This window comes from Aliivibrio thorii (genome assembly GCF_057368585.1).
On sequence record NZ_CM170654.1, the window covers coordinates 917,569 to 939,481 of the forward strand.

Sequence of the window (21,913 nt, forward strand, 5' to 3'; positions counted from 1 at the left end):
CTATCTTACTATGGATAGGGCTTATTTATGTGAAGGTCTATACTGTGCTTAAAAGAATAATAATAATGTTGGTGTTTTTGTGTGTTGCTCTTTCTGTGATTTTGGTTTCGTATGGTGCCTTTTCTTCATTTAACTTATTGTCTGAGCAAAATAAAGTTAGAGTTGAACAAATTTTAAATATACAAGGTCAAGTAGTCTCTAAACTAGAGCAGTTAACGCAAAGTGGTTATTTGTCCGAGTCACAAGCTAAACATATTGCTTTAGAGATCTTGACGGGGATTAATTATTCGGATGTTGAGTATGTTTGGATTGCGTCGAGAGGGGATGATGAATCGTTACGTTTTCTCTCAACGCCTAATGATCCTCAATTTCAAGGTAAGCTATTTGCTGATATTTCAGGTCAGGAAACTGAGAGTGCCTTGATATCTAACCTTTCTAACAAGAGAGGCTCTGACGTAGTAAATTATACATGGGAACTTACTACTGATGGCGTGGTGGAAGATGTTAACAGTGTTGCATTAAAAACGAGTGGATGGGGCTGGCTCATGGGTAATGGTATTAAAACTAAAGACATAAGAAAAGAAATCGAAGGTAGCGTGTGGCGTTCTTTGATGGGGATTGTCTTGCTTTGTGTTTTATTTGTTTTTGTTATGATCTTTATTATGAGGAGAGAGTTTCGAAATTTACCCTTAATTTTGAATTGGATTAACTCTCTTTCTGAAGGGGATTTATCTCAAGTTAAACTGAAAAAAAGTAATAATGAATTAGATACAATTTCTGAATCATTATCTAGTTTAGCTTTGAAACTGAACGCTACCTTATCTCAAGTTAATTCCAATATGTGGACGATTAATCAAAAGCAAGAACAGTCTATTGGTCTCATTGATATCAGTCAGGCTAACGCTTTAAATGAATTGTCGTATGCTGAGCAGATTGCAACCGCTTCTACAGAAATATCTTTAACGGCAAGAGACGTTGCCGACAACGCTCAAAGAGCTGAGCAATTAGCAATGGAAGCAAACGATATTATACAGGTGAGTCAGAGCTCTCTTAAAAACTCCACCGACACCACCGAGCAGATATCTAAATCAATATCAGAAACACAGACGATTGTTAGTTTACTTAGAGATCATTCGGAGAGTATTAGTAGTGTCGTGGATGTGATTAATAATATCTCAGAGCAAACCAACCTATTGGCTCTTAATGCTGCGATAGAGGCAGCTAGAGCCGGTGAGCAAGGGCGAGGTTTTGCTGTTGTCGCTGATGAGGTTAGAGCGTTGGCGGGGAAAACTCAACAATCAACGGTTGATATTCAAGAAATTATTACACAGCTTCAAGACCAATCAAAGCAAGCGGATGAATCAATGGGCCGAAATGTGGATTTGATGAGCTTAACTCAGTCCACGACAGACCAACTCATTCAATCGTTTTACGCTATATCCGAAAAGGTATCGATCATTTCGGATGTGAACTCTATCTTAGTTACTGCTTCAGAAGAGCAGAGTACTGTAACCGCTGATATCTCTAATCAACTTGAAAATATGAGTGTATTGGTTCAGCAGAATATTGAAGGAGTTGACAACTTAGTTAAAGCCAACGAATCGGTAGTCGAAGTGACGAAAGAGCTTAATGCTGAATTGGGATTTTTTAAGGTGGATAAATCATAATCCCCATTGTAAGGGGTGTGCATTTTTTCGTTGATTTAACGTAACGACACTTAGTGCTAATTTACCATAACAGCCGTAGTAAGAATCGCAGCAAAGGTCGTTAAATTTAGCTAATGCCAGTCAGTTAAGTGAACATCAATAAAAACAGGGCTTCAGACGAATTTATTACAATCATTCTGGGGCCCTTGTTGTATCTATCTTTCACTCTCTTAACGGGTACTTTGCCATATCTATTAGACATTGAATAAATAGTGCATAATTACTCAATAAAGTGACTAACTGATCGGCATTACTAAATTTAGCGGCCTTTTTTTGTTTGCCCAGCAAAGCTGGCAAACCCGTCTGCTTGTAAGAAAGCAGAGTCACCCCGACTAAGGGGAAGACAATCTGAATGGCAAGGGCGTCACTGGCCAACGGTGGGGTCTGAAGGAAGCCATAGGAAATTAGATGTACACAACTAACCGTAACCTGTTTCGGCAGCATTTGGTGGGTAAGCGTCCGAAATAGCGCGAAGCCCGATACTTAGTCAGACCAATGTTGTGCTTGAGGGTGGGATATCTAACAGGGAGTCAGTGCAATAACTGGGGAAGCCTGGCATCAGATCCAGCTATCAGCTGGAAGCATTATATCAAGAGGTGACTCAAGAATAGTGTTGGTGTGAGGTGGCAGATGAACCCGTAGTAGTGAGTAAGGCTAGGCCGATGAAAGCCAGTAATGGTGTGGAGGATAAAACCAAGCCGACTATCAGCAGCGTGTCTGATTAGAGTCAATTGTTACCAAAAGTGCAATTGGTTGCGAAGGGGGAAGCTTACTTAAAGACTATTATTCATATTAACAACGCTATATGAGTACACAAGCTATTTGGCGAAATAGGACATCTGGATTTGGTTATTTAGGAATAAGTAGACTGATACCAAGAGCCGTACAGAGGAGTAATCATGGTCCCTGAGGTAGATTGCCAACTGGCTAGAACGCCTTAAACCAGTGATGACACTCACCATACAGACAAGAAAATACGAAATAATAGCGCACTTAATTGATAGAGAAACGATGAGAAAATTCTACAGTTTATATGGACGCCTACTTGATTTGAGGGGTTATATAATGCATTTAAACAAGTGAAAAGAGCAAAAGGTGCGGCCGGAATAGACAGGCAGAGCCTGAGTGACTTTGAACAAAGTTTAGTAGAAAACTTAACGGCTCTTCATCAGGAATTAAGCCTTAAAACGTATCAACCTCAACCTGTTAAACGGGGAGAAATACCCAAAGATGGCGGTGGAATTCGTTTATTAGGTGTTCCGACGGTTCGAGATCGCATTGTACAACAAGCCATCGTTGATGTGCTTGACCCCATTTTGGACCCAAACTTTCATCCGTCAAGCTAGGGATACAGAAAAGGGCGAAGTTGCCACCATGCAATCAATAAAGCATCAATGTTTATCCGACAATATCAACGACAATATGTCGTTGATATGGATTTATCGAAATGCTTCGACATGCTCGATCATGACTTGATAATTGAGAGCATAAAGAGACGAGTAACAGATGGAAGTATCCTAAAACTCATCAGGCAGTTTTTCGAGAGTGGAGTAATGATAAATGGGACATACGAGCCGACGACGATAGGCAGTCCGCAAGGTGGCGTAATTAGCCCCCTTATTGCCAATATCTATCTCGATAGATTCGATCAACAAATGATGAAAAGAGATCATCGCATGGTGCGCTATGCAGATGACATTTTGATTTTATGCCGTTCGAAAAAGGCAGCGGAAAATGCTTATGAGACGGCGGAAAAAATCCTAGAGGGCGAACTCAAGTTGTTGACCAACAAAGATAAAAGCCACATGCACACAGCGATAAGGGCGTTAAGTTTTTAGGTGTAGAAATAAAGAGTAGATATACTCAAATTCAAGCTAAGAAATTAAAGGCCTTTAAAGATAAAGTTCGAGATTTAACCCGAAGGAATGGTGGTAAGCCACTATTACAGGTAATCAAAGAGCTAAATCCTCTGTTGCGTGGTTTTAGCCAATACTTTCGGATAGCCAATGCCAGTAAGCAGTTTAAAGCATTAGCAGTTTGGATAAGAAGGCGACTTCGTAGTATCCAGTTAAGGCTTCATCGATGGTTAAAGCAGCATGGTTACAAACCGCCCTTCAAATGCATCAACATGCGAGTATGGAACTCGTCAAAGAGTCCACTAGCGAGCTATGCTATGCCAAATCAGTGGTTTACCGAGTTAGGAGTATTTAATCTTGAAACGAGTAAGTGTCGGAAAAGTGCTCACATACGAATATAAGTAAGCAGGAGCCGTGTACGAGGTCCGTACGCACGGTTCTGTGAGAGGGATGAGGCGGTAACGCCTCACCCTACTCGATGTTTAGGCTTGTGCTTTAGTTGGTAGGTAGCCTTCCCATGCATCAGCATATAAGGATTGAGATAAAGTTCTTAGCTTGTTGATTCGAGCTTGTTCGAATTGGGTTGATTCTCGATTATCAACTAGAGCTAAGCGTTCAATCGCTTGAATTTCTTCATACAATTTATGCTCAGCTCCGTTTTTGACCATAGCGATCTCTTTTAAGTGCAGTTGTATCTCAGCAACTAATTTTGTTTTAGGCAATTCTACGAGCAATTTAATATCTCGATAGCCTGACTTTGCTGGTTGAGCGAAACGGTTCGTGACACTGAGTACTGTTGTTTCTCTGTTTATTGACTCGTAAGCAGTAATTAAATCAGGGATAGAGTCAGCAACAACGGTTGCTCTTGCGATATCCGTTAGTTTATTTACTTGACCATTGAGCTCTTGTTCAATTTTCAATAGTGCGCGTTCTGAGCTTTTTACACCGGCAAATTGAGATTGAGCATTAGACATTAATGCGGTCTCTTTACAGATGTTTTCTAATTCTCTCTGAGCTTGATGAGCTTTAGAGTTCAAAATATCAAAATCATCATAAGGTTGGGATGAGAAATGGTTCCAACTTTGAATTGAAAGTAGACCGTTTAGGCTGTGAAGGACATGTTGGTGATCGATTTCTGATTGATTTGCTTCTTGATAATCAGGTTCAATAAACTCAATTAATGATGAAGCTTGTGCTTGAGGTCGTCCAAAGACAAGGACCATTAAGACGGCGGCACGGGCAAACTTTTTCATTCTTTTTCCTTAGCAAGATAGAAAGAAATAGCAACTAAGTAAACGTATATTAGCAACACCTATAAAAGAAATATGGGCGTAGATAGCAGATTCAAGCTTTCAAAAATAACATTGTTTTTGTTTGAGTTAAGCATCACAGAATTACAATTCTTGACGTTAAATTAAGGTCAATTTTTGAACTTTTTCTTCTTGAAATTGAAAGCAATTGTAACTAGGAAATTGTTAATCAAATGGGGAGATAAAATAGATATTAGTTCAAAGTGGCTTTTTACTCACAAAGTCTGTTATTTAGCGGCTAAATGTGTAAAATCGAGTCTTCTTTTTTATACCTAAATTTAGAGTACAAGTAGGTTATCTATGACAGCAACAAATGAATTATTGCAGGATTTAAAAGCTCGTGGGCTTATTGCACAGTGCACAGCAGACGAAGAATTAGCTGAGCACCTTTCTACTGACTGTCGTACTCTTTATTGTGGTTTCGATCCGACAGCAGACAGCCTACATATTGGTAGCCTAGTACCTTTGTTAGTTCTTAAGCGTTTTCAACAAGCGGGCCATAAGCCATTAGCACTTGTTGGTGGTGCAACAGGTCTAATTGGTGATCCAAGCTTTAAAGCGGCAGAGCGTCAATTGAACACCTCTGATGTTGTTGGTGATTGGGTTAATAAAATCCGTGCTCAAGTTTCTGCTTTTGTTGAGTTTACAGAAGAGAAAAATGGCGCAGAAGTGGTGAATAACCTAGATTGGATTGGTGAAATCAATGTAATCGAATTCATGCGTGATATCGGTAAGCATTTCAGCGTAAATGCAATGATTCAAAAAGAATCAGTAAAACAACGTATCGACCGTGAAGGTTCTGGTATCTCATTTACTGAGTTCAGCTACATGCTACTTCAATCGTATGACTTTGCTGCGCTAAACAAAGCAAAAGAATGTACGCTTCAAATTGGTGGTTCTGATCAGTGGGGTAACATCACTGGTGGTATCGATCTAACTCGTCGTATGAACCGCAATAAAGTATTTGGTTTAACGCTACCGCTAGTAACTAAATCAGATGGTACTAAATTTGGTAAGACTGAATCAGGTACAATTTGGTTAGACCCAAGCAAAACATCACCATACGCTTTCTACCAATTCTGGTTGGGTACTGCGGATGCTGACGTATATAACTTCCTACGTTTCTTCACTTTCCTATCTGTAGACGAAATTGCTGCAATTGAAGAAAGTGACAAGAGTGTTCAAGGCCGTCCTGCTGGTCAAGGCGTACTTGCTAAAGAAGTGACTCGTTTGGTTCACGGTGAGGAAGGTTTAGCTTCTTCTATCCGTATTACAGAAGCGCTGTTCTCAGGTGACCTAGCATCACTAACTGAAACTGATTTAGCACAACTAGCGCAAGATGGTCTGCCAACGACTGAGCTTGACGCTTCTGAGCAAACTATCGTTGAAATTCTGACTCAATCTGAACTAGCAAAATCGAATAAGATGGCGCGTGAATTTATTGGTAATGGTGCAGTTTCAGTAAACGGTGAGAAAGTTGCTGATTCTGAAGTTGTTCTTAAGAAAGAAGACGCATTATTCGGTAAATACAGCGTAATTAAGCGTGGTAAAAAACTGTTTAATTTATACGTTTGGAAATAGAATAAATTAGTAATGGAGTGGAGTAGATAACTCTGTTTCATTACTTTATATTCAGGCAATAAAAAAGCGAACCGCATTGGTTCGCTTTTTTTATACTTGTTAATTTTTTCTATTTACTTAACGGTGCTTTGGTTTACGTTTAGCACCTGTACCGCTTGGCTTATTGGCGGTTGGTTTATTACCAGTGGTTTTAGGTTTACCATTGCCACTTGGTTTATTATTTGAATAACCATTACGAACGCCATTTTTTTGTCCGCTTGATGCTGGCTTATCTGAACCTGTATTTCCACTAGGTTTTCCACCATTCCCATTGCGGTTTTGACCTTGACCTTGAGAGCTAGGCTTACCGTTGCGATTACTCTTATTTTGACCACCGCGACTATTACTATTACGTGGATCACCATCAAACTGTGCTTGAGTATGCTTAGTTGCAAAACGTTTCGCGCCGTGACGTCCTGTTTGACGACGTTCAGCAGGTGTTTGTGTATCGATATCGTCTTCAGGCACTAAACAATGTGGCTTGTCACCAATAAGGTGCTTTTTACCCATCTCTGTTAGTGCTTCACGGATCATTTTCCAGTTTTTAGGATCGTGATAACGTAATAAGCCTTTATGCAGTCGACGTTGGCGTTCACCTTTAGCCACTGTTACATCTTCACGTTTTTTATATTTCACGCGTTTCAGTGGGTTTGTTTCTGAGTAATACATTGACGTTGCATTACACATTGGTGATGGATAGAAGTTCTGAACCTGATCACACTCAAGGTTGTTTTTCTTCAGCCACATCGCTAGGTTCAGCATGTCTTCATCTTCTGTACCCGGATGAGCAGAGATAAAATAAGGGATAAGATATTGCTTCTTACCGGCCTCTTGGCTGTATTTTTCAAACATAGACTTAAAGCGATCGTACGTACCCATACCTGGCTTCATCATTAAATCTAATGGGCCTTTTTCGGTATGCTCTGGTGCAATCTTCAAATAACCGCCAACGTGATGGGTCACTAACTCACGCACGTATTCTGGAGATTCAATGGCTAAGTCGTAACGAACACCAGAAGCAATTAATACTTTATTAATGCCTTTGACTTTACGTGCTTCACGGTACAAATCAATTGTATGTACGTGATCAGTATTTAACTTGTCACAGATCTTAGGGAAAACACATGAAGGGCGACGACAGGTTGCTTCTGCTTTAGGAATAGAACAACCTAAACGATACATGTTCGCGGTTGGGCCACCAAGATCTGAAATTGTGCCGGTAAATCCTGGAACTTTATCTCTAATTTCTTCTAATTCATTGATAATAGATTCTTTAGAGCGGTTTTGAATAATACGACCTTCGTGTTCAGTAATACTACAGAATGAACAACCACCAAAACAACCACGCATAATGTTGACTGATGTTTTAATCATGTCATACGCAGGGATCTTAGCTTTACCATACATAGGGTGTGGTACACGTGCGTAAGGCAGATCAAACACAAAATCCATTTCTTCTGTTGTTAGAGGAATAGGAGCTTGGTTTACCCATAATTCACGATCACCATGACGCTGAATTAATGCTCGGCCAGAGTATGGGTTAGTTTCTAAATGCATAATACGACTAGCGTGAGCATAAAGAATACGGTCACCGTTTAGTTTTTCATACGGTGGAATACGAATCGCTGTTGTTTTTGAATCATGGCTTGAAGCACGAACCGTAATAACTTGCGGTTGTTCTTCTTTTACTTCCGATTTGTTGGTTTCGCACTGCTCTTCTGTTGCGTATGGATTGATTGGAACAAAGACAGCTTTGCTTGGTTTTTCAATACGAGAAGAATCAATGATTTTAAAACCTTCAGGCTCTGCTGGTAAGTTTACTGCAGTACCACGAATGTCAGTCATTGTTTTTACGTCTTCGCCATTGGCAAGGCGATGAGCAACTTCAACCAATGCACGTTCAGCATTACCAAACAGAAGAATGTCACCTTTCGCATCAAACAGTACTGAGCGACGAACTTTATCAGACCAGTAATCGTAATGTGCTAAACGACGTAGGCTTGCCTCAATACCACCTAAAACAATAGGCGTATCTTTAAAGGCTTCACGACAGCGTTGAGAATATACCAGTACAGCACGGTCAGGACGCTTACCACCTTCATTATTTGGGGTATAAGCATCATCATGGCGAAGTTTTTTATCTGAGGTATAACGGTTGATCATTGAATCCATGTTACCCGCAGTAATACCAAAAAATAGATTTGGTTGACCAAGAGCCATAAATTCGTCTTTATTGTCCCATTTTGGTTGGGCAATGATACCAACGCGAAAGCCTTGTGATTCTAGCAAACGTCCGATGATCGCCATACCAAAACTTGGGTGATCCACGTACGCATCCCCAGTTACAATGATAATGTCGCAGCTATCCCAACCAAGTTGGTCCATTTCTTTACGAGAAGTAGGAAAGAAAGGGGCTGTTCCATAGCATTCTGCCCAGAATTTAGGGTATTCGTTTATTGGAGTTACGTTATGCATTAGTTCACCTCAGAATTTGGAGGCCGAATTATACCGATTTGAGGTGAGTTTAACCAGAAAAGAAAGCCCTCAATATTAGTAAGGGAGTTTCATTGGGTATTAAAGTTATAGATATAAACGACATAGGTAGGTGATAGAAATCGCCAGAAAGGATAGGGTAAAAATAATAGTCGTATCTTTGATCATGATGGTTGTGCCTGTTTTTGTCGTATGTATTGATAAGCTAAATTTAGCTTTATTTCATAAGATTTACGTGAGCATTAGGTAAATTGTTTGTAAGGAAAGTGCCTATTGGCTAAAGCATCACAGAATAAAACGAATAAAATCAAAAAAAACGCCAGTAGCATTAACCACTGGCGTTTAAGAATCGTTATCTATCTAACTTAATTATGCATACATTGGAACAAGTACCATGGTTCCTGCAATTACAGTGATTAAACCACAAATAACAGGGACAGAAGTACGTTTCACAACTTCAAATGGGCTGATTTTCGCCATACCAGATGTCGCTACAATAACGCCAGATACTGGAGAGATTGTGCGACCAAGGTTAGATGCTTGAAGCATTGGGATGATAAGGAATGCAGGGCTAAGACCCATTTTACCAGCCAATTGTGGTGCAAGTTCTACGAATGCATAGAACGGCGCGTTACCAGAACCTGTTGCAATAGCCGCTGCTACTGTTAGACCAGTAAGAAGAAGCATCAGTGCAACACCACCAGCACCCGCAGAATCAGCAAGGTGAAGTAAGTTATCAATCGCACCAACAGACATTAGGCCTTGTGCAAATACACCTGCCGCAACTAATAGCATTACCACGCCTTTAAAGGCATCAGCCATACCCGCATAACAAGACTCTAGATCTTCTAGCGTTGCTCTGCCATCTAGCTTATTAGTGATAAAGTTAATGACTGCACCAATGAAGATTGAACCCACAACGATAGTATAAATATCTAAAGATAAACCAGGGATAGTTTCGCCATTGAAGACAAAGACACCAACGATTGGCAAGAAAGGTAAAATCGCATAGTAAGAAGGAGCGTTTACTTCCATTGCAGAAATATCTACTTTTTCCATTGGCGTATTTTCTTTCTTATCTAGGTATTTATTCCAGAAGAAAGCCGCCGCTGCCATTACAATGATTGCACAGATTGAAACAGGTAATACCGTCTCAACTGCAAATGTATGTAGAGGAAGGCCAGATTTTTCTGCTGCAACAATAACGTCACCAGAAGTAGGAGAAAGAATGATTGCCGCTGGAGAGGCACAAACGGCTACTGCTGCTGGGCGAGAAATACCCATTGCTGTCATCATTGGGAATAGTGTTGCCATTAATAGCACACCAAGACCCGTTGCTGAACTCACTGCAAGAGACATTAAACACGCCACGATATAAGCAGCAACCAGCAAAACATAAGGTGATTTAATAAATGCTAATGGTTTAGAAAACTGTTTTACAACCACATTGTTTGCGCCAATGTGAGTCATGTAAGAAGCAAAACCACAAAGTAGCATGATCTGCATACCTAGGCCGCCCCCACGATATTGCAGCATATATTTCACGTACTCTAACGCATCAGTTAGTAAGTTACCTGTCGCGGTTACTTTTGCTGGTAGAACGGTATGACCTAATAAGCCAGCAATAATAAGTAGTGCCAAACCAGCAGTGAGTAGTACGCCAGCGGCTTTATATCCTTTTACGATAAAGTAACCGACCAAAACGGTAATTACTAAACCAATCATTAACTCCAACATGGAATTTCCCTCTAATTAAAATATTAAAATACAAAAATTGTGTAACTTATCTACATATTCTTACACATTTCGTAATAGAAACTTACCTAATTTTCACCTGTAGCACATCTGCTACTTAGCACCATCATGATCTAAAACAAATAAAAAATAATTCTGTTAATAAGATGATACTTAACTGTTGTTCTTGTTGCGAGGAAAGGATAACGAGTTGAAAATTAATAAGCTGAAATTTGAGAACTTAACATAAGTTGGTTCTTTTTTGAGCACTACTAGACGAAGTAAAAATAGCGTTTATACTATCGTCATTCTACTATTTAGCATTCTAAAATCCGGCCATAATTATGTTCTTTCAAACCTTACAATATATTCTTATTCCAGCTCTTTTAGGGGCGCAAATATTATTAACGATCATTTTGCATAAAGGGGATATTTGCCCAGGTCAACGAGGTCGTATACATAAATGGTTGCCAGTGTTGATTCTAGGCTGGTGTGTTATTGCCGGTGTAGGTATGACTTACGCTTCAATTTTTGCGATTAATTTTGTTCCTGCCATCGCCATTGCTGGTTTTTACTTAAGTGTTAAAACGGGTAAAACGCGTGATAAAGGCCCCTTAATAGTTATGGCGCTTGCGAATGGTTTTGCTGCAGCAAGTTTTGTTAATTTAGCTTTGGGTTCAGGTTCATTTACGCAATTATTTTTTGCTGTTACTGGCCCATTCTTATTTGGGGCATTATTAGCGCATCTTCTATTAACTCTAGCGAGAACTCGCTTGCAGGCGTTTCATAAATTATTACCTATTAGTGGAATAGTGAGTGGGATAGTTATGTCGGTTATCTTGTTATGTCAGACATTAAGTATTCATGAAATCTTCTTGGACCGAATGGCCGTTAAGCTCGGTATTGCGTTAAGTTTGATGTTAGTAAGTATTGGTTTTTGGAGTTTTCACTTATTCAAACAGCAAGCCGTGAAGTGGCAAAATCTAGCGTTAGCAAGCGTAATTATGGCTATTTCTGGTTATTATCAATTTCAGTTGTTTTTTGTGATGTAGTCCACGCATTCATTCTTAAAACTGGTCTACTCTAAGTATGTCTCTTAAGCAACATGGAGGGTGAAGATTGGATTTAAGTAATGCTCACGGACTAGAAAGTGGAATTCTACTCGGCATAATTAATGAAAAATTGCGATTGGAATGTCACAGTCTAGAAGAATTATCTAGTATGTATGAGCTTGATACACAAGGAGTTCAAGACAAGCTCAGTGGCTTGGGTTATCAATATGACCCATTAACGAATCAATTTAAAAATAAATAGGTTTTTTAATACACGCAATAGAAAACACACTTCGTTTAAGTCATTTTAATTCCATCTAAATGACTCTGGCTCTGCTGTTTCGCAGTAGAGAAAAATGCTTGTAAATATTTTTTATCATGTTCGCTGTCTCTAACGGCAGCGAACAATCTTCGCCATAAACCTTTCCCTAGCGGTTTACTCTCAATTAAGCCTTGTCTTGAAAACTCACTGATAGCCCAATTAGGTAATGCTGCAACCCCCAAACCTGCTGACACCATTTGTATTAACATGAGTGTGTTCTCTGCTTGTTTCCATTTTGCTGGTTCTACATTGTTTGGCGATAGGAAATGTTTTACTACATCTAAACGCTGTTTTTGTACGGGGTAAGTCAGCATAGTTTGATCGAGTAAGTCCTCTGGTTCTATATATTCTTTATTGGCAAGCGGGTGGTTAGTTGCCATTACTAGGCGCATTTCGAAATCAAACAACGGCTCATAATGAACTTCTCCGCGAGGTTGGATATCAGAGGTAATAACGAGATCTAAATCGCCATTAACCAAGGCTGGTAAAGGCTCAAACCCAAAACCCGATGAAAAGTCCAACTCTACTTCTGGCCAACCCACTTGATATTCTTTAATCGCAGGCATTAACCATTGAAAGCAAGAATGGCATTCAATCGCCATGTGCAGTCGTCCGTGTAAATCTTCTTTTAAACTAGCAATATCATATTCAGCTCTGGCCATTTTCGGCAAAATATCATCCGCTAGCTTTAATAATATCTCCCCTTCTGATGTGAATTTTACAGGACGAGTTTTGCGTAAAAAAACATGGTTACCAAGTCGAGCTTCAAAATCTTTCAATTGATGAGAAAGCGCTGATTGAGTTAAATGGAGTGCATTGGCTGTTGCGGTTAATGAGCCAGTGTCACGTAATGTAGTTAAGGTTTTTAGGTGTTTTAATTCAATCATTACTGTACCTCAAGGTCCGTTTGAGTAAGTTCAACAATCTTCACAGTAAAGTGAAAAGGCCATAAAGTAAACATCTAGACGGCTAAATAAAATTAGTGCATTTAAATAAAATCTAGCTTAGTTGAAATAAATTCATAATCAAAATGAAGTATTCGACGTTGTAGATAGTTCGAAAAAAGGTCATTGTTTAGCCATCCAAACGGCTAAGGGAATTAGACAAATGACAACAAAATTAAACAATACAGTAGGAAAAACAGTCACTCATATTTTAGGTTATCCACGAGTCGGTGCTCAACGAGAATTAAAATTTGCTCAGGAAAAATATTGGCGTGGCGAGATAGAACAAAAAGAATTACTGGCCGTGGGCAGTGAGCTACGTCAGCGCCATTGGCAAGATCAATCCACATCAGGGTTAGATTTTGTTACTGCGGGTGATTTTGCTTGGTACGATCATGTATTAACCACAAGTTTACTTTTAGGTCACGTGCCTGCTCGTCACAATAACGGATTTCCTGATTTAGATACCTTATTTAAAGTGGGGCGTGGTCAATCTCAAAACAGCTGTGGTTGTGGTGAAGCAGCGTCGGATATGACTAAGTGGTTCAATACTAATTACCATTACATCGTGCCAGAATTTTCTAAAAACGATAAATTTAATGTCAGTTGGTCACAACTTTTTGATGAAATTGCTGAAGCACAAAAGCAAGGCCATAACGTTAAGCCGGTGTTACTAGGGCCGCTTAGCTACCTTTGGTTAGGTAAAGAAGTGAATGACGAGGAAGTAGAGCAAGGGTTCGATCGTCTGTCTCTTCTGCCTCGCTTGTTGACGGCTTATCAAGCTATTTTCTCTAAATTAAATGCATTAGGTGTTGAATGGGTTCAAATTGATGAGCCAATTCTGGCACTAGAGCTACCAAAAGCATGGGCTGATTCATTCAAATTGGCTTATCAAGTGATTCAAAGTGACGTGAAATTACTCTTAACAACGTATTTTGATGGCGTTGAGCATCATTTAGATAAAATCACAAAACTTGCGGTAAATGGTTTACATATTGATATTTCTGCCGATCCACACCAGTTAGATGCAATAGTGAGTGCATTGCCAAAAGAGTGGGTACTATCCGTAGGTGCGGTTAATGGGCGCAATGTATGGCGTGCAGATTTAGAACGTTTGCATGAAAAGCTTCAACCAATAAAAGAAGCCTTGGGTGATAAGTTATGGATCGCAAGTTCATGTTCATTGCTGCATAGTCCGGTTGATTTAGAACAAGAAACAGAATTATCACAAGAAACGACACAGTGGTTTGCGTTTGCAAAACAAAAGCTAAAAGAAGTGACTTTGTTAGGTAGTGCACTGGATGGAAATCAAAATGCAATCTTAGCGTGTCATCAATACAGTCAGCCATTGCGTGAACGTGAGACAGCAGAGCACATTAATAAGCCTGCGGTACAGCAACGTTTAGCGGCAATTACTCCAGCATTAGCAGAGCGAGTAGATGGGTATTCAGTTCGAGCGCAACACCAAGCGGAAAAATTGGGTTTACCATTATTACCAACGACAACGATTGGTTCATTCCCACAAACCTCTGATATTCGTCAACAGCGCAGCGCGTATCGTGCAGGTAAATTAAACGAACAAGATTATGTTGCAGCAATGAAAGGTCATATTTCTGATGCAGTTGAGCGTCAAGAGCGTTTAGATTTGGATGTATTAGTGCATGGTGAAGCAGAACGTAATGACATGGTGGAATATTTTGCCGAGAACTTAAATGGTTTTCAAGCAACACGATTTGGTTGGGTTCAAAGCTATGGCTCACGTTGTGTTAAACCGGCTATCGTGGTGGCAGATATTGAGCGTGAAGCTCCAATTACAGTCAATTGGACTCAGTACGCACAGTCTCTAACAACCAAACAAATGAAAGGCATGCTAACAGGTCCTGTAACGATTCTTGGTTGGACGTTCCCACGTGAAGACATTACTCGTAAAGAAATCGCACAGCAATTAGCTCTGGTATTACGTGATGAGGTTTCTGATCTTCAGCAAGCGGGTATTAATATTATTCAAATTGATGAGCCAGCAATTCGTGAAGGATTACCAATTAAAAAGAGCGATCAAAAAGCGTACTTAGATTGGGCTGTTGAAGCGTTTAAGATCTCAGCGGCAAGTGCGAAATCAGAAACTCAAATTCATACTCACATGTGTTACAGCGAGTTTAATGAGATTATCGAATCAGTGGCGGCGTTAGATGCAGATGTGATCACGATTGAAACCTCTCGTTCAAACATGGAATTATTGAAAGCGTTTGAAGACTTTAATTATCCAAATGAGATTGGACCGGGTGTTTATGATATTCATTCACCAAATATTCCAAGTGAAGAGTGGATCATTGATTTAATTGAAACGGCAGCAGCGAAAGTTCCTGTAGAGCGTTTATGGGTGAACCCAGATTGTGGTTTGAAAACACGAAACTGGAAAGAAACAGAAGCAGCACTAGAGAATATGGTCAAAGCTGCGAAAGCATTACGTAAAAAATTACAGGTAAATGCTGCTTAACTTGACATAATCTACTTATAGTTAGTGTGCATTTACACTAAACGAATAAAGCGAAACCTTTTCATTTAAGGGTTTCGCTTTTTATTTATGTAAACTAACGAGTTGTAATCCAAAGTGCATGGATCATACCTGGGAACCAGAAAAGAATGGTAAGAACGATATTAATTAAGAAATCTTTTCCTGCTCCCTTTGCAAAAAAAACACCGACAGGAGGGAGTAAAACACAAAGAATGATTAAAACGAGTTTGTTCATAAATAGATCCTTTTTTTTGTTAACTAAATGTATTCCATTTATTTATTATGAGTGGCTATTGTTATATATCAACAAGTCATTCGTTTTTTTTAGGGAAAGTTTTACAAGTAAGGCGTTATTGTTATTTATGAATAAAAAAATTAACAGCACAGAGGATGAATAGAATTGTTAATTGTTAAAAAGAATGATTATCTATTTATATTAAAAATAGATGCTATAAAATACCTCGCAACTAATTAAGCTATTTTAAAGTTGTTTTAGGTCTCTTTTATGAAAAAAGTTCTCGTTATTTCTCACTCTCAAAGTGGACAATTAGCAAAATTTGTAGACTTAGCAACGGCTCATCTACGCCAAGCTGATTCAATTCAAGTCGATTATCATTGTGTTGAACCCGTTAAAAAATATCCATATCCTTGGTCGTTTTACCCCTTTTTTGATGCTTTTCCTGAAGCGATCTATATGAACGGTTGTGAAGTTAAACCTGCTGAGAATCTAGAAGAAGAGTATGACTTAATTATTTTGGGTTATACAGTATGGTTTTTGTCCCCTTCAATTCCAATTACTGGTTTTTTACAAACCTCACAAGCCAAGACTCTGATTAAAGGTAAACCTGTTGTTACTTTTATTGCCTGTCGTGATATGTGGGTAATGGCGCAAGAAAAAATGAAAACAGTTATTGCCGATCTAGGTGGAACACTAATTGATAATGCAGTATTAACCGATCAGGGCGGTTCAATTTATGCCTTCATTACTACTCCTCGTTGGTTGCTTACCGGTAAAAAAGATCCATTTTTGATATTTCCAACGGCAGGCGTTTCTGAACAAGACTTACAAGAGAGTGAGCGTTTTGGACATCGCCTTGTTAATGCATTAGAAAATGATCTAGAAAAGAAAAAAGAACCATTACTTAAAAACCTGAATGCAGTGACAGTAAATGGGAAGCTGATTGGTTCTGAAAAAATAGCAACACGTTCATTTATGGTATGGGGGAAACTGATTCAAAAGTCAGGAAAACCAGGCTCTTTTCCACGTAAAATTGTTATTACTATTTATGCTACTTTTCTTGCGCTCATGGTCTTGACATTAGTGCCGATAAACTTATTAGTGAAGAAATTAATTTCTCCTTTTAGAAAAAAAGCAGTAGAAGAAAGTATTACCTATTACGAAAAACCGTCAGGACGTTAGAATGAATAACAAAGTATACATTAACGATATTCAGGCTTTTTTGCCTAATGATGCCGTTGGTAATAAAGAAATCGAAAACGTCCTTGGGCAAGTGGGCTTACGTCCTTCTCGTGCAAAAAATCTCATTTTGCGATCCAACAAAATTAAGCAGCGCTATTATGCAATTAATCCTACAACAGGTGAAACGACGCATACGAATACTGAGCTTACAGCAGAAGCGATTAGAAAATTATCGTCATCTTCCTTTGATATTAATTCCACTGAGTTGTTAGCTTGTGGTACGACGATTGCGGATCAAATTTTACCAAATCATGCCCTAATGGTGCACGGTGAACTAGGGAGCCCTAGCTGTGAAGTGATAGCGACATCAGGCATCTGTTTGTCCGGTACCATGTCATTAAAATATGGTTATATGTCGATCTTGAGTGGTCAAAGTAGTAACGCGATAGTTACTGGTTCGGAAAATGCGTCAGCTATGATGCGTGCTAACAAGTTTGAAGCGGAAATTGAAACCGTTGTTGATGAGCTAGAACGCCAACCTGAAATCGCGTTTGAGAAAGACTTCTTACGTTGGATGTTAAGTGATGGTGCGGGTGCCGCTTTACTGACTTCTCAGCCAAATCCCGATTCAATCTCACTTGAAATTGAATGGATGATGCAAAAATCGTATGCCAATGAGCTTGATGCTTGTATGTATGCCGGTTGTGATAAACAAGCGAATGGTCGTTTAAAAGGCTGGCGTGAGTATGAATCTCAAGAATGGTTAGCTCAATCTATTTTCTCTGTTAAGCAAGACGTAAAACAACTTAACGAAAACATTGTTGAATATACGGTGACTAAACCACTAAAAGAGCTAGTTGAGCAAGGTAAAGTGAAGGCTGATGAAATCACCTATTTTGTACCTCATTACTCGTCTGGTTATTTCCGTGATCGTTTATACCAAGGAATGCTTGATGCCGACTGTGATATTCCACAAGAGCGTTGGTTTACTAACTTACCAAGTAAGGGTAACACGGGATCTGCATCAATTTATATTATGTTAGAAGAGCTGTTCCATTCTGGTGAGTTAAAAGTGGGTGACACATTATTGTGTTACGTACCTGAGAGTGGACGATTCTCTACTGCATTTATGCAATTAAAGGTCGTGTAATGGAAGCTAAAAAAGTACCGCAAGATAACATCTCAACCTACGCTAATAATGCGAAAGCCGTGTATGCCACTGATGAAAATGGCGAGTACTCAGTGGTCGCGTCTACCGGTTGGGAAGTCGAAGAAGAAGTCACAAAGCAAGCCTTAAATGAATTTGAACGACAAGCACAAGTAGCGTATGACTTGGTAAGAACAGGAGAAAAGTCCTCTTTGTATTATCATATGTTTGCTCAGCGTATGGATTTAATGGTGTTAGCGCAATCCGTTGGTTGGTTTCAATGGCGAGTTAAACGTCATTTTTCACCATCGGTGTTTGCTAAGTTATCGCCAGCTAAGCTTTCGGCCTATAGTGATGCATTAGGTATTTCAGTTAAGCAATTAACGAAATTACCTAACCTTTCGAATAAAAAATAAATAAAGCGTGTTTATGACCACTACCTTGAAAAAAAATAATACTCAGTTTCAACATAAACACTATGCACACTGCGAGAGCGGTGTCATGTCTTCGATGCTTACTCATCATGGCCTGCCATTATCAGAGCCAATGGTGTTTGGTTTATCAAGTGCTTTAGTGTTTGCTTATCTTCCGTTTGTGAAACTCAGCGGCATGCCATTGATTGCCTATCGTTCGATGCCTAAATCCATTATGAAAGGATTACAAAAAAGCATCGGTTTGAAAATGAAGTTAGAGAAATTTTCAAAACCAGAGCAAGGCACCAAGCGATTAGATGAGTTACTGGAACAAGGTAAAATCGTTGGAGCACAAACGTCAGTATTTTGGTTACCGTACTTTCCTGAAGAGATGCGTTTCCATTTCAATGCGCATAATTTGATCATAGTAGGCAAAAAACATGGTAGCTATAAGATCAGTGATCCTGTTTTTGAGCACTTAGTTGAAGCCGAAGAGAAAGCGCTACAAAAAGCACGCTTTGTGAAAGGGGTAATGGCACCCAAAGGGTCATTGTATTACCCAACGCATATTCCAACGTCGATTGATTACCCTAGTGTGATTGAAAAAAGCATTAAGAAAACCGCTAAAACGATGTTGAAAACACCGGTCCCTATTGCGGGCTTAAAAGGGATGCATTTTCTAGCAAAACATATTCGCCAGTTAGAAAATAAAGACGAGCATTATGCCAAGTTATTTTTAGGTCATATCATTCGTATGCAAGAAGAGATTGGTACCGGTGGTGCAGGTTTTCGTTATATCTACGCATCTTTTTTACAAGAAGCGTCAGAGCTAATTAATAACGAAAAACTAAAAACCGCTTCTATTGAGATGACGGCGATTGGTGATGAATGGCGTGAGTTTGCATTGTTAATAGCCAAAGCGATCCGTCCTCGAAATAAAAAAGCCATTGAATTTGATATTATTGCAGCAAAATTAGAATCAGTTGCCGAGCAAGAAAAGCAGCTGTACTTATCATTAATGCGAGCGTTTTAATGATCAAAATTAGTGGCTTAAATAAATCCTATGGTAACAAGAAAGCGTTAGATAACTTAACGCTCTCCATTCCCTTAAATAGTATTTATGGTTTGCTCGGTCCTAACGGAGCAGGAAAAACCACGTTGATCTCCATTTTAAATGGCTTAGTATCGTTTGATTCTGGGGAGGTCTCTTTTTTTGATTTACCGTTAAAAAAGAATCTAAATGCTATTCGTCAGCGCTGCTCTTTGATCCCTCAAAGCTTGGCTTTTTATGAGAATTTAAGTGTAAAAGAGAACTTAAACTTCTTTGCTGGTGTGCAAAAAATAAAAGGCAAAACCTTAAAAGATAATTTAGCGTATGCGGTAGAAACGAATCGCCTTGCAGCCATGATGGATCAAAAATCATCAACCTTATCTGGCGGTCAAAAACGCCGTTTAAATATAGCGATTGGTTTGTTAAATAACCCTGATGTTCTGTTTTTTGATGAGCCGACAGTGGGGATTGATCCTGAGTCTCGTAATGAAATTTTAGATACAATTAAGGCCTATAAGTCAGATAATAAAACCGTTATTTACACTTCACATTACATGCCTGAAATTGAAAAAATTTGTGATGAAGTGGCAATTATGAATGCAGGGCAAGTGGTGAAACAAGGTTCAATTTCATCAATGGTAAATAACGAAGAAAGCCAACAAGTCATTATCGAGCTCTATCCTAATTCTTCGACTCAATGGCATTTACTCCTTGCTCAATGCTGTGAGGTGAGCTTGATTGATGAAACAACATTATTGTTATCAAGTTCAAATAGTGTCTTGGTTGCTCAAGTATTAACGTGGCTTGAAAACGCCCATATTAAAGTAAAGCAGCTTCGTTATGGTGCAACGACGCTTGAGTCTCTATTTATTAACTTAACATCAAAAGGAAGAACTGATGTTTAAAGCAATGTTAATGAAAGAATTCTTGCTAGTTAGCCGAGATAAACATGCCTTAGCTGCTTTATTTATTATGCCTGTGGTGTTCATTTTGATTATGTCCTTAGCACTTAAAGATGTGATGAATGAAGATAAATCACTAATGACATATGCATTAGTGGATAACGATCAAAGTAGCGGCAGTGAAGCATTAATCAATAAATTATCCAATATACCAACACTAACCAAATACGCATTGGATTCTAGTGAATATCGCTCGCCAGAAGAGGAAGGGGTTCAATTTATTATCGATATTCCTCAGGGGTTTTATCAAGATGAATTACCACTAGAGATCAGTGTTGCTGCGGATACTTCTCCCTCACTATTAACTATTTTTAAGAATCAAATAGCACTGAGTTGGATGGGGAATAAGCTTGATGAGGTCAACTCTGCCAATCAAGACAGCTTTGGTTTCTTAGATGAGGCAACGGCAGATACATCTTTTGATGAAGCTGCCTTGATGGAAATTCAATACGCCAAATTAGCACAAGATGAAAAGCCAACCTCAACTCAACAAAGTGTGCCTTCTTGGATCGTGTTTGGTCTGTTTTTTGTCATTATTCCAATGTCGACCATCTTTATCAGTGAGCGTAAACAAAATACTTTAATGCGCTTAAGCACCATGAATTTAAGCTTGCCTGTGTTATTTGGCGGGAAAATTTTGCCTTATATGCTAATAAACCAAGTTCAGGTTTGGCTGATGATTGGGGTCGGTATGTATATAGTCCCTCTATTTGGAGCGGCACCATTAACTATTGGCGGCTCAGTCTTAGGCTTAGTTTTAGTCTCACTGTCATTAAGTTTATCTGCTATCGGATTATCTATTCTTGTTGCTACCGCCGTTGACAGCATTGAACAAGCCACCACGATTGGTGGCATTATTAATATTTTATTGGGTGCGATTGGTGGCGTCATGGTGCCTAAGTTTGTGATGCCAGAAGCAATGCAAACTTTCTCCAATATTTCTCCAATGTCGTGGGGCTTAGAAGGTTTTTTAGATATTTTCTTACGTCGAGGAAGCGTGATGGACGTGCTTAATGAAGCCATGGCATTGACGTTATTTGGCGTGGTTTCACTATTGATTGCCAGTATTGTATTTACTTATAAACAAAGGAAAAGTTAATGAAAGGGTCGTTAGATACAGAATTCAAAATAAAGCTTAAAAACATGATCCTTGAAGAGTGCGACAGAGAAGAAATTGCAGCAGATGAATTAGCAGATGACGTGGAGCTGTTTTCTGATGAGAGTGGTTTAGAGTTAGATTCAGTAGATGGATTGCAAATTTCAATGTTATTACAGCGTCACTTTAATCTACGTTTGGTAGACCCAAAAGAGTTTCGTCGTATTGTAACGACGATTAACTACCTTGCTGATCACCTACAACCAGAATAA

Annotated in this window: 20 protein-coding genes; 15 read left to right on the plus strand and 5 right to left on the minus strand. The window is 39.1% G+C overall.

Annotated elements, in window-relative coordinates; translation table 11 throughout:
- Positions 1–65: 65 nt before the first annotated feature.
- The 4 genes from AC2IP4_RS04180 (at position 66) to AC2IP4_RS04195 (ending at position 3,963) form a co-directional block, all read left to right on the plus strand.
- Positions 66–1,667 carry a methyl-accepting chemotaxis protein gene (locus AC2IP4_RS04180; RefSeq protein WP_375320922.1) on the plus strand — a complete coding sequence of 534 codons (1,602 nt, stop codon included), beginning with the start codon at positions 66–68 and terminating at the stop codon, positions 1,665–1,667.
- Positions 1,668–2,785: 1,118 nt separating this feature from the next.
- The gene (locus AC2IP4_RS04185) at positions 2,786–3,052 is read left to right on the plus strand and encodes an RNA-dependent RNA polymerase family protein (protein ID WP_375320921.1); all 267 of its coding nucleotides are present in this window, start codon (positions 2,786–2,788) and stop codon (positions 3,050–3,052) included.
- 48 nt (positions 3,053–3,100) lie between these two features.
- On the plus strand, positions 3,101–3,544 hold the full coding sequence (locus AC2IP4_RS04190) for a reverse transcriptase domain-containing protein (protein ID WP_486310579.1): 444 nt from the start codon (positions 3,101–3,103) through the stop codon (positions 3,542–3,544).
- Between the two features lie 29 nt (positions 3,545–3,573).
- Positions 3,574–3,963, plus strand: a complete 390-nt coding sequence (locus tag AC2IP4_RS04195; RefSeq protein WP_486310740.1) for a group II intron maturase-specific domain-containing protein — start codon at positions 3,574–3,576, stop codon at positions 3,961–3,963.
- 81 nt (positions 3,964–4,044) lie between these two features.
- On the opposite strand, the gene AC2IP4_RS04200 is transcribed toward AC2IP4_RS04195, so the two are convergent.
- Positions 4,045–4,815: a nucleotidyltransferase family protein gene (locus AC2IP4_RS04200; protein WP_486306624.1), complete on the minus strand. Its 771-nt coding sequence runs from the start codon at positions 4,813–4,815 to the stop codon at positions 4,045–4,047.
- Positions 4,816–5,172: 357 nt separating this feature from the next.
- On the opposite strand from AC2IP4_RS04200, the gene tyrS reads away from it, so the two are divergent.
- The gene (tyrS, locus tag AC2IP4_RS04205) at positions 5,173–6,453 is read left to right on the plus strand and encodes a tyrosine--tRNA ligase (RefSeq protein ID WP_130048214.1); all 1,281 of its coding nucleotides are present in this window, start codon (positions 5,173–5,175) and stop codon (positions 6,451–6,453) included.
- Between the two features lie 117 nt (positions 6,454–6,570).
- Here the strand turns inward: tyrS and AC2IP4_RS04210 are convergent, their stop codons facing one another.
- Both AC2IP4_RS04210 and dcuC read right to left on the minus strand, forming a co-directional pair.
- Positions 6,571–8,967, minus strand: coding sequence for a YgiQ family radical SAM protein (locus tag AC2IP4_RS04210; protein WP_486310580.1), 2,397 nt, complete (start codon positions 8,965–8,967; stop codon positions 6,571–6,573).
- 387 nt (positions 8,968–9,354) lie between these two features.
- Positions 9,355–10,722 carry an anaerobic C4-dicarboxylate transporter DcuC gene (dcuC, locus tag AC2IP4_RS04215; protein WP_130086081.1) on the minus strand — a complete coding sequence of 456 codons (1,368 nt, stop codon included), beginning with the start codon at positions 10,720–10,722 and terminating at the stop codon, positions 9,355–9,357.
- A gap of 341 nt (positions 10,723–11,063) precedes the next feature.
- Here dcuC and AC2IP4_RS04220 point away from each other — a divergent pair, with 341 nt between their 5' ends.
- Together AC2IP4_RS04220 and AC2IP4_RS04225 are read left to right on the plus strand one after the other, a co-directional pair.
- Positions 11,064–11,771 (plus strand): hypothetical protein, encoded by a 708-nt coding sequence (locus AC2IP4_RS04220; protein ID WP_130045520.1) that lies wholly within the window; start codon positions 11,064–11,066, stop codon positions 11,769–11,771.
- A 67-nt stretch (positions 11,772–11,838) separates the two neighbouring features.
- On the plus strand, positions 11,839–12,033 hold the full coding sequence (locus tag AC2IP4_RS04225) for a DUF4250 domain-containing protein (RefSeq protein WP_130045519.1): 195 nt from the start codon (positions 11,839–11,841) through the stop codon (positions 12,031–12,033).
- 35 nt (positions 12,034–12,068) lie between these two features.
- On the opposite strand, the gene AC2IP4_RS04230 is transcribed toward AC2IP4_RS04225, so the two are convergent.
- Positions 12,069–12,980, minus strand: coding sequence for a LysR substrate-binding domain-containing protein (locus tag AC2IP4_RS04230; RefSeq protein WP_130045518.1), 912 nt, complete (start codon positions 12,978–12,980; stop codon positions 12,069–12,071).
- 220 nt (positions 12,981–13,200) lie between these two features.
- Here AC2IP4_RS04230 and metE point away from each other — a divergent pair, with 220 nt between their 5' ends.
- Entirely contained in the window at positions 13,201–15,534 is a 2,334-nt protein-coding gene (gene metE / locus AC2IP4_RS04235; protein WP_486310581.1) for a 5-methyltetrahydropteroyltriglutamate--homocysteine S-methyltransferase, read from the plus strand.
- A gap of 94 nt (positions 15,535–15,628) precedes the next feature.
- Here the strand turns inward: metE and AC2IP4_RS04240 are convergent, their stop codons facing one another.
- Positions 15,629–15,787, minus strand: a complete 159-nt coding sequence (locus AC2IP4_RS04240; RefSeq protein WP_105055112.1) for a YqaE/Pmp3 family membrane protein — start codon at positions 15,785–15,787, stop codon at positions 15,629–15,631.
- 270 nt (positions 15,788–16,057) lie between these two features.
- Here AC2IP4_RS04240 and AC2IP4_RS04245 point away from each other — a divergent pair, with 270 nt between their 5' ends.
- The 7 genes from AC2IP4_RS04245 to AC2IP4_RS04275 all read left to right on the plus strand — a co-directional run bounded on the left by AC2IP4_RS04245 (position 16,058) and on the right by AC2IP4_RS04275 (position 21,913).
- Positions 16,058–16,972, plus strand: a complete 915-nt coding sequence (locus AC2IP4_RS04245; RefSeq protein WP_486306620.1) for a dialkylresorcinol condensing enzyme — start codon at positions 16,058–16,060, stop codon at positions 16,970–16,972.
- A gap of 1 nt (position 16,973) precedes the next feature.
- The gene (locus AC2IP4_RS04250; protein WP_375320911.1) at positions 16,974–18,122 is read left to right on the plus strand and encodes a beta-ketoacyl-ACP synthase III; all 1,149 of its coding nucleotides are present in this window, start codon (positions 16,974–16,976) and stop codon (positions 18,120–18,122) included.
- On the plus strand, positions 18,122–18,535 hold the full coding sequence (locus AC2IP4_RS04255) for a DarG family dialkylresorcinol biosynthesis protein (protein ID WP_375320910.1): 414 nt from the start codon (positions 18,122–18,124) through the stop codon (positions 18,533–18,535). Before AC2IP4_RS04250 ends, AC2IP4_RS04255 begins: the two co-directional genes overlap by 1 nt.
- 85 nt (positions 18,536–18,620) lie before the next feature.
- Positions 18,621–19,565 carry a BtrH-related acyltransferase DarH gene (darH, locus tag AC2IP4_RS04260; protein ID WP_486306619.1) on the plus strand — a complete coding sequence of 315 codons (945 nt, stop codon included), beginning with the start codon at positions 18,621–18,623 and terminating at the stop codon, positions 19,563–19,565.
- Positions 19,565–20,488 (plus strand): ABC transporter ATP-binding protein, encoded by a 924-nt coding sequence (locus tag AC2IP4_RS04265; RefSeq protein WP_486310582.1) that lies wholly within the window; start codon positions 19,565–19,567, stop codon positions 20,486–20,488. The genes darH and AC2IP4_RS04265 overlap by 1 nt, the downstream gene beginning before the upstream one ends.
- Complete coding sequence (locus AC2IP4_RS04270) at positions 20,481–21,644, plus strand: ABC transporter permease (RefSeq protein ID WP_375320906.1); 1,164 nt, start codon at positions 20,481–20,483, stop codon at positions 21,642–21,644. The genes AC2IP4_RS04265 and AC2IP4_RS04270 overlap by 8 nt, the downstream gene beginning before the upstream one ends.
- Complete coding sequence (locus AC2IP4_RS04275) at positions 21,644–21,913, plus strand: acyl carrier protein (protein WP_375320905.1); 270 nt, start codon at positions 21,644–21,646, stop codon at positions 21,911–21,913. The genes AC2IP4_RS04270 and AC2IP4_RS04275 overlap by 1 nt, the downstream gene beginning before the upstream one ends.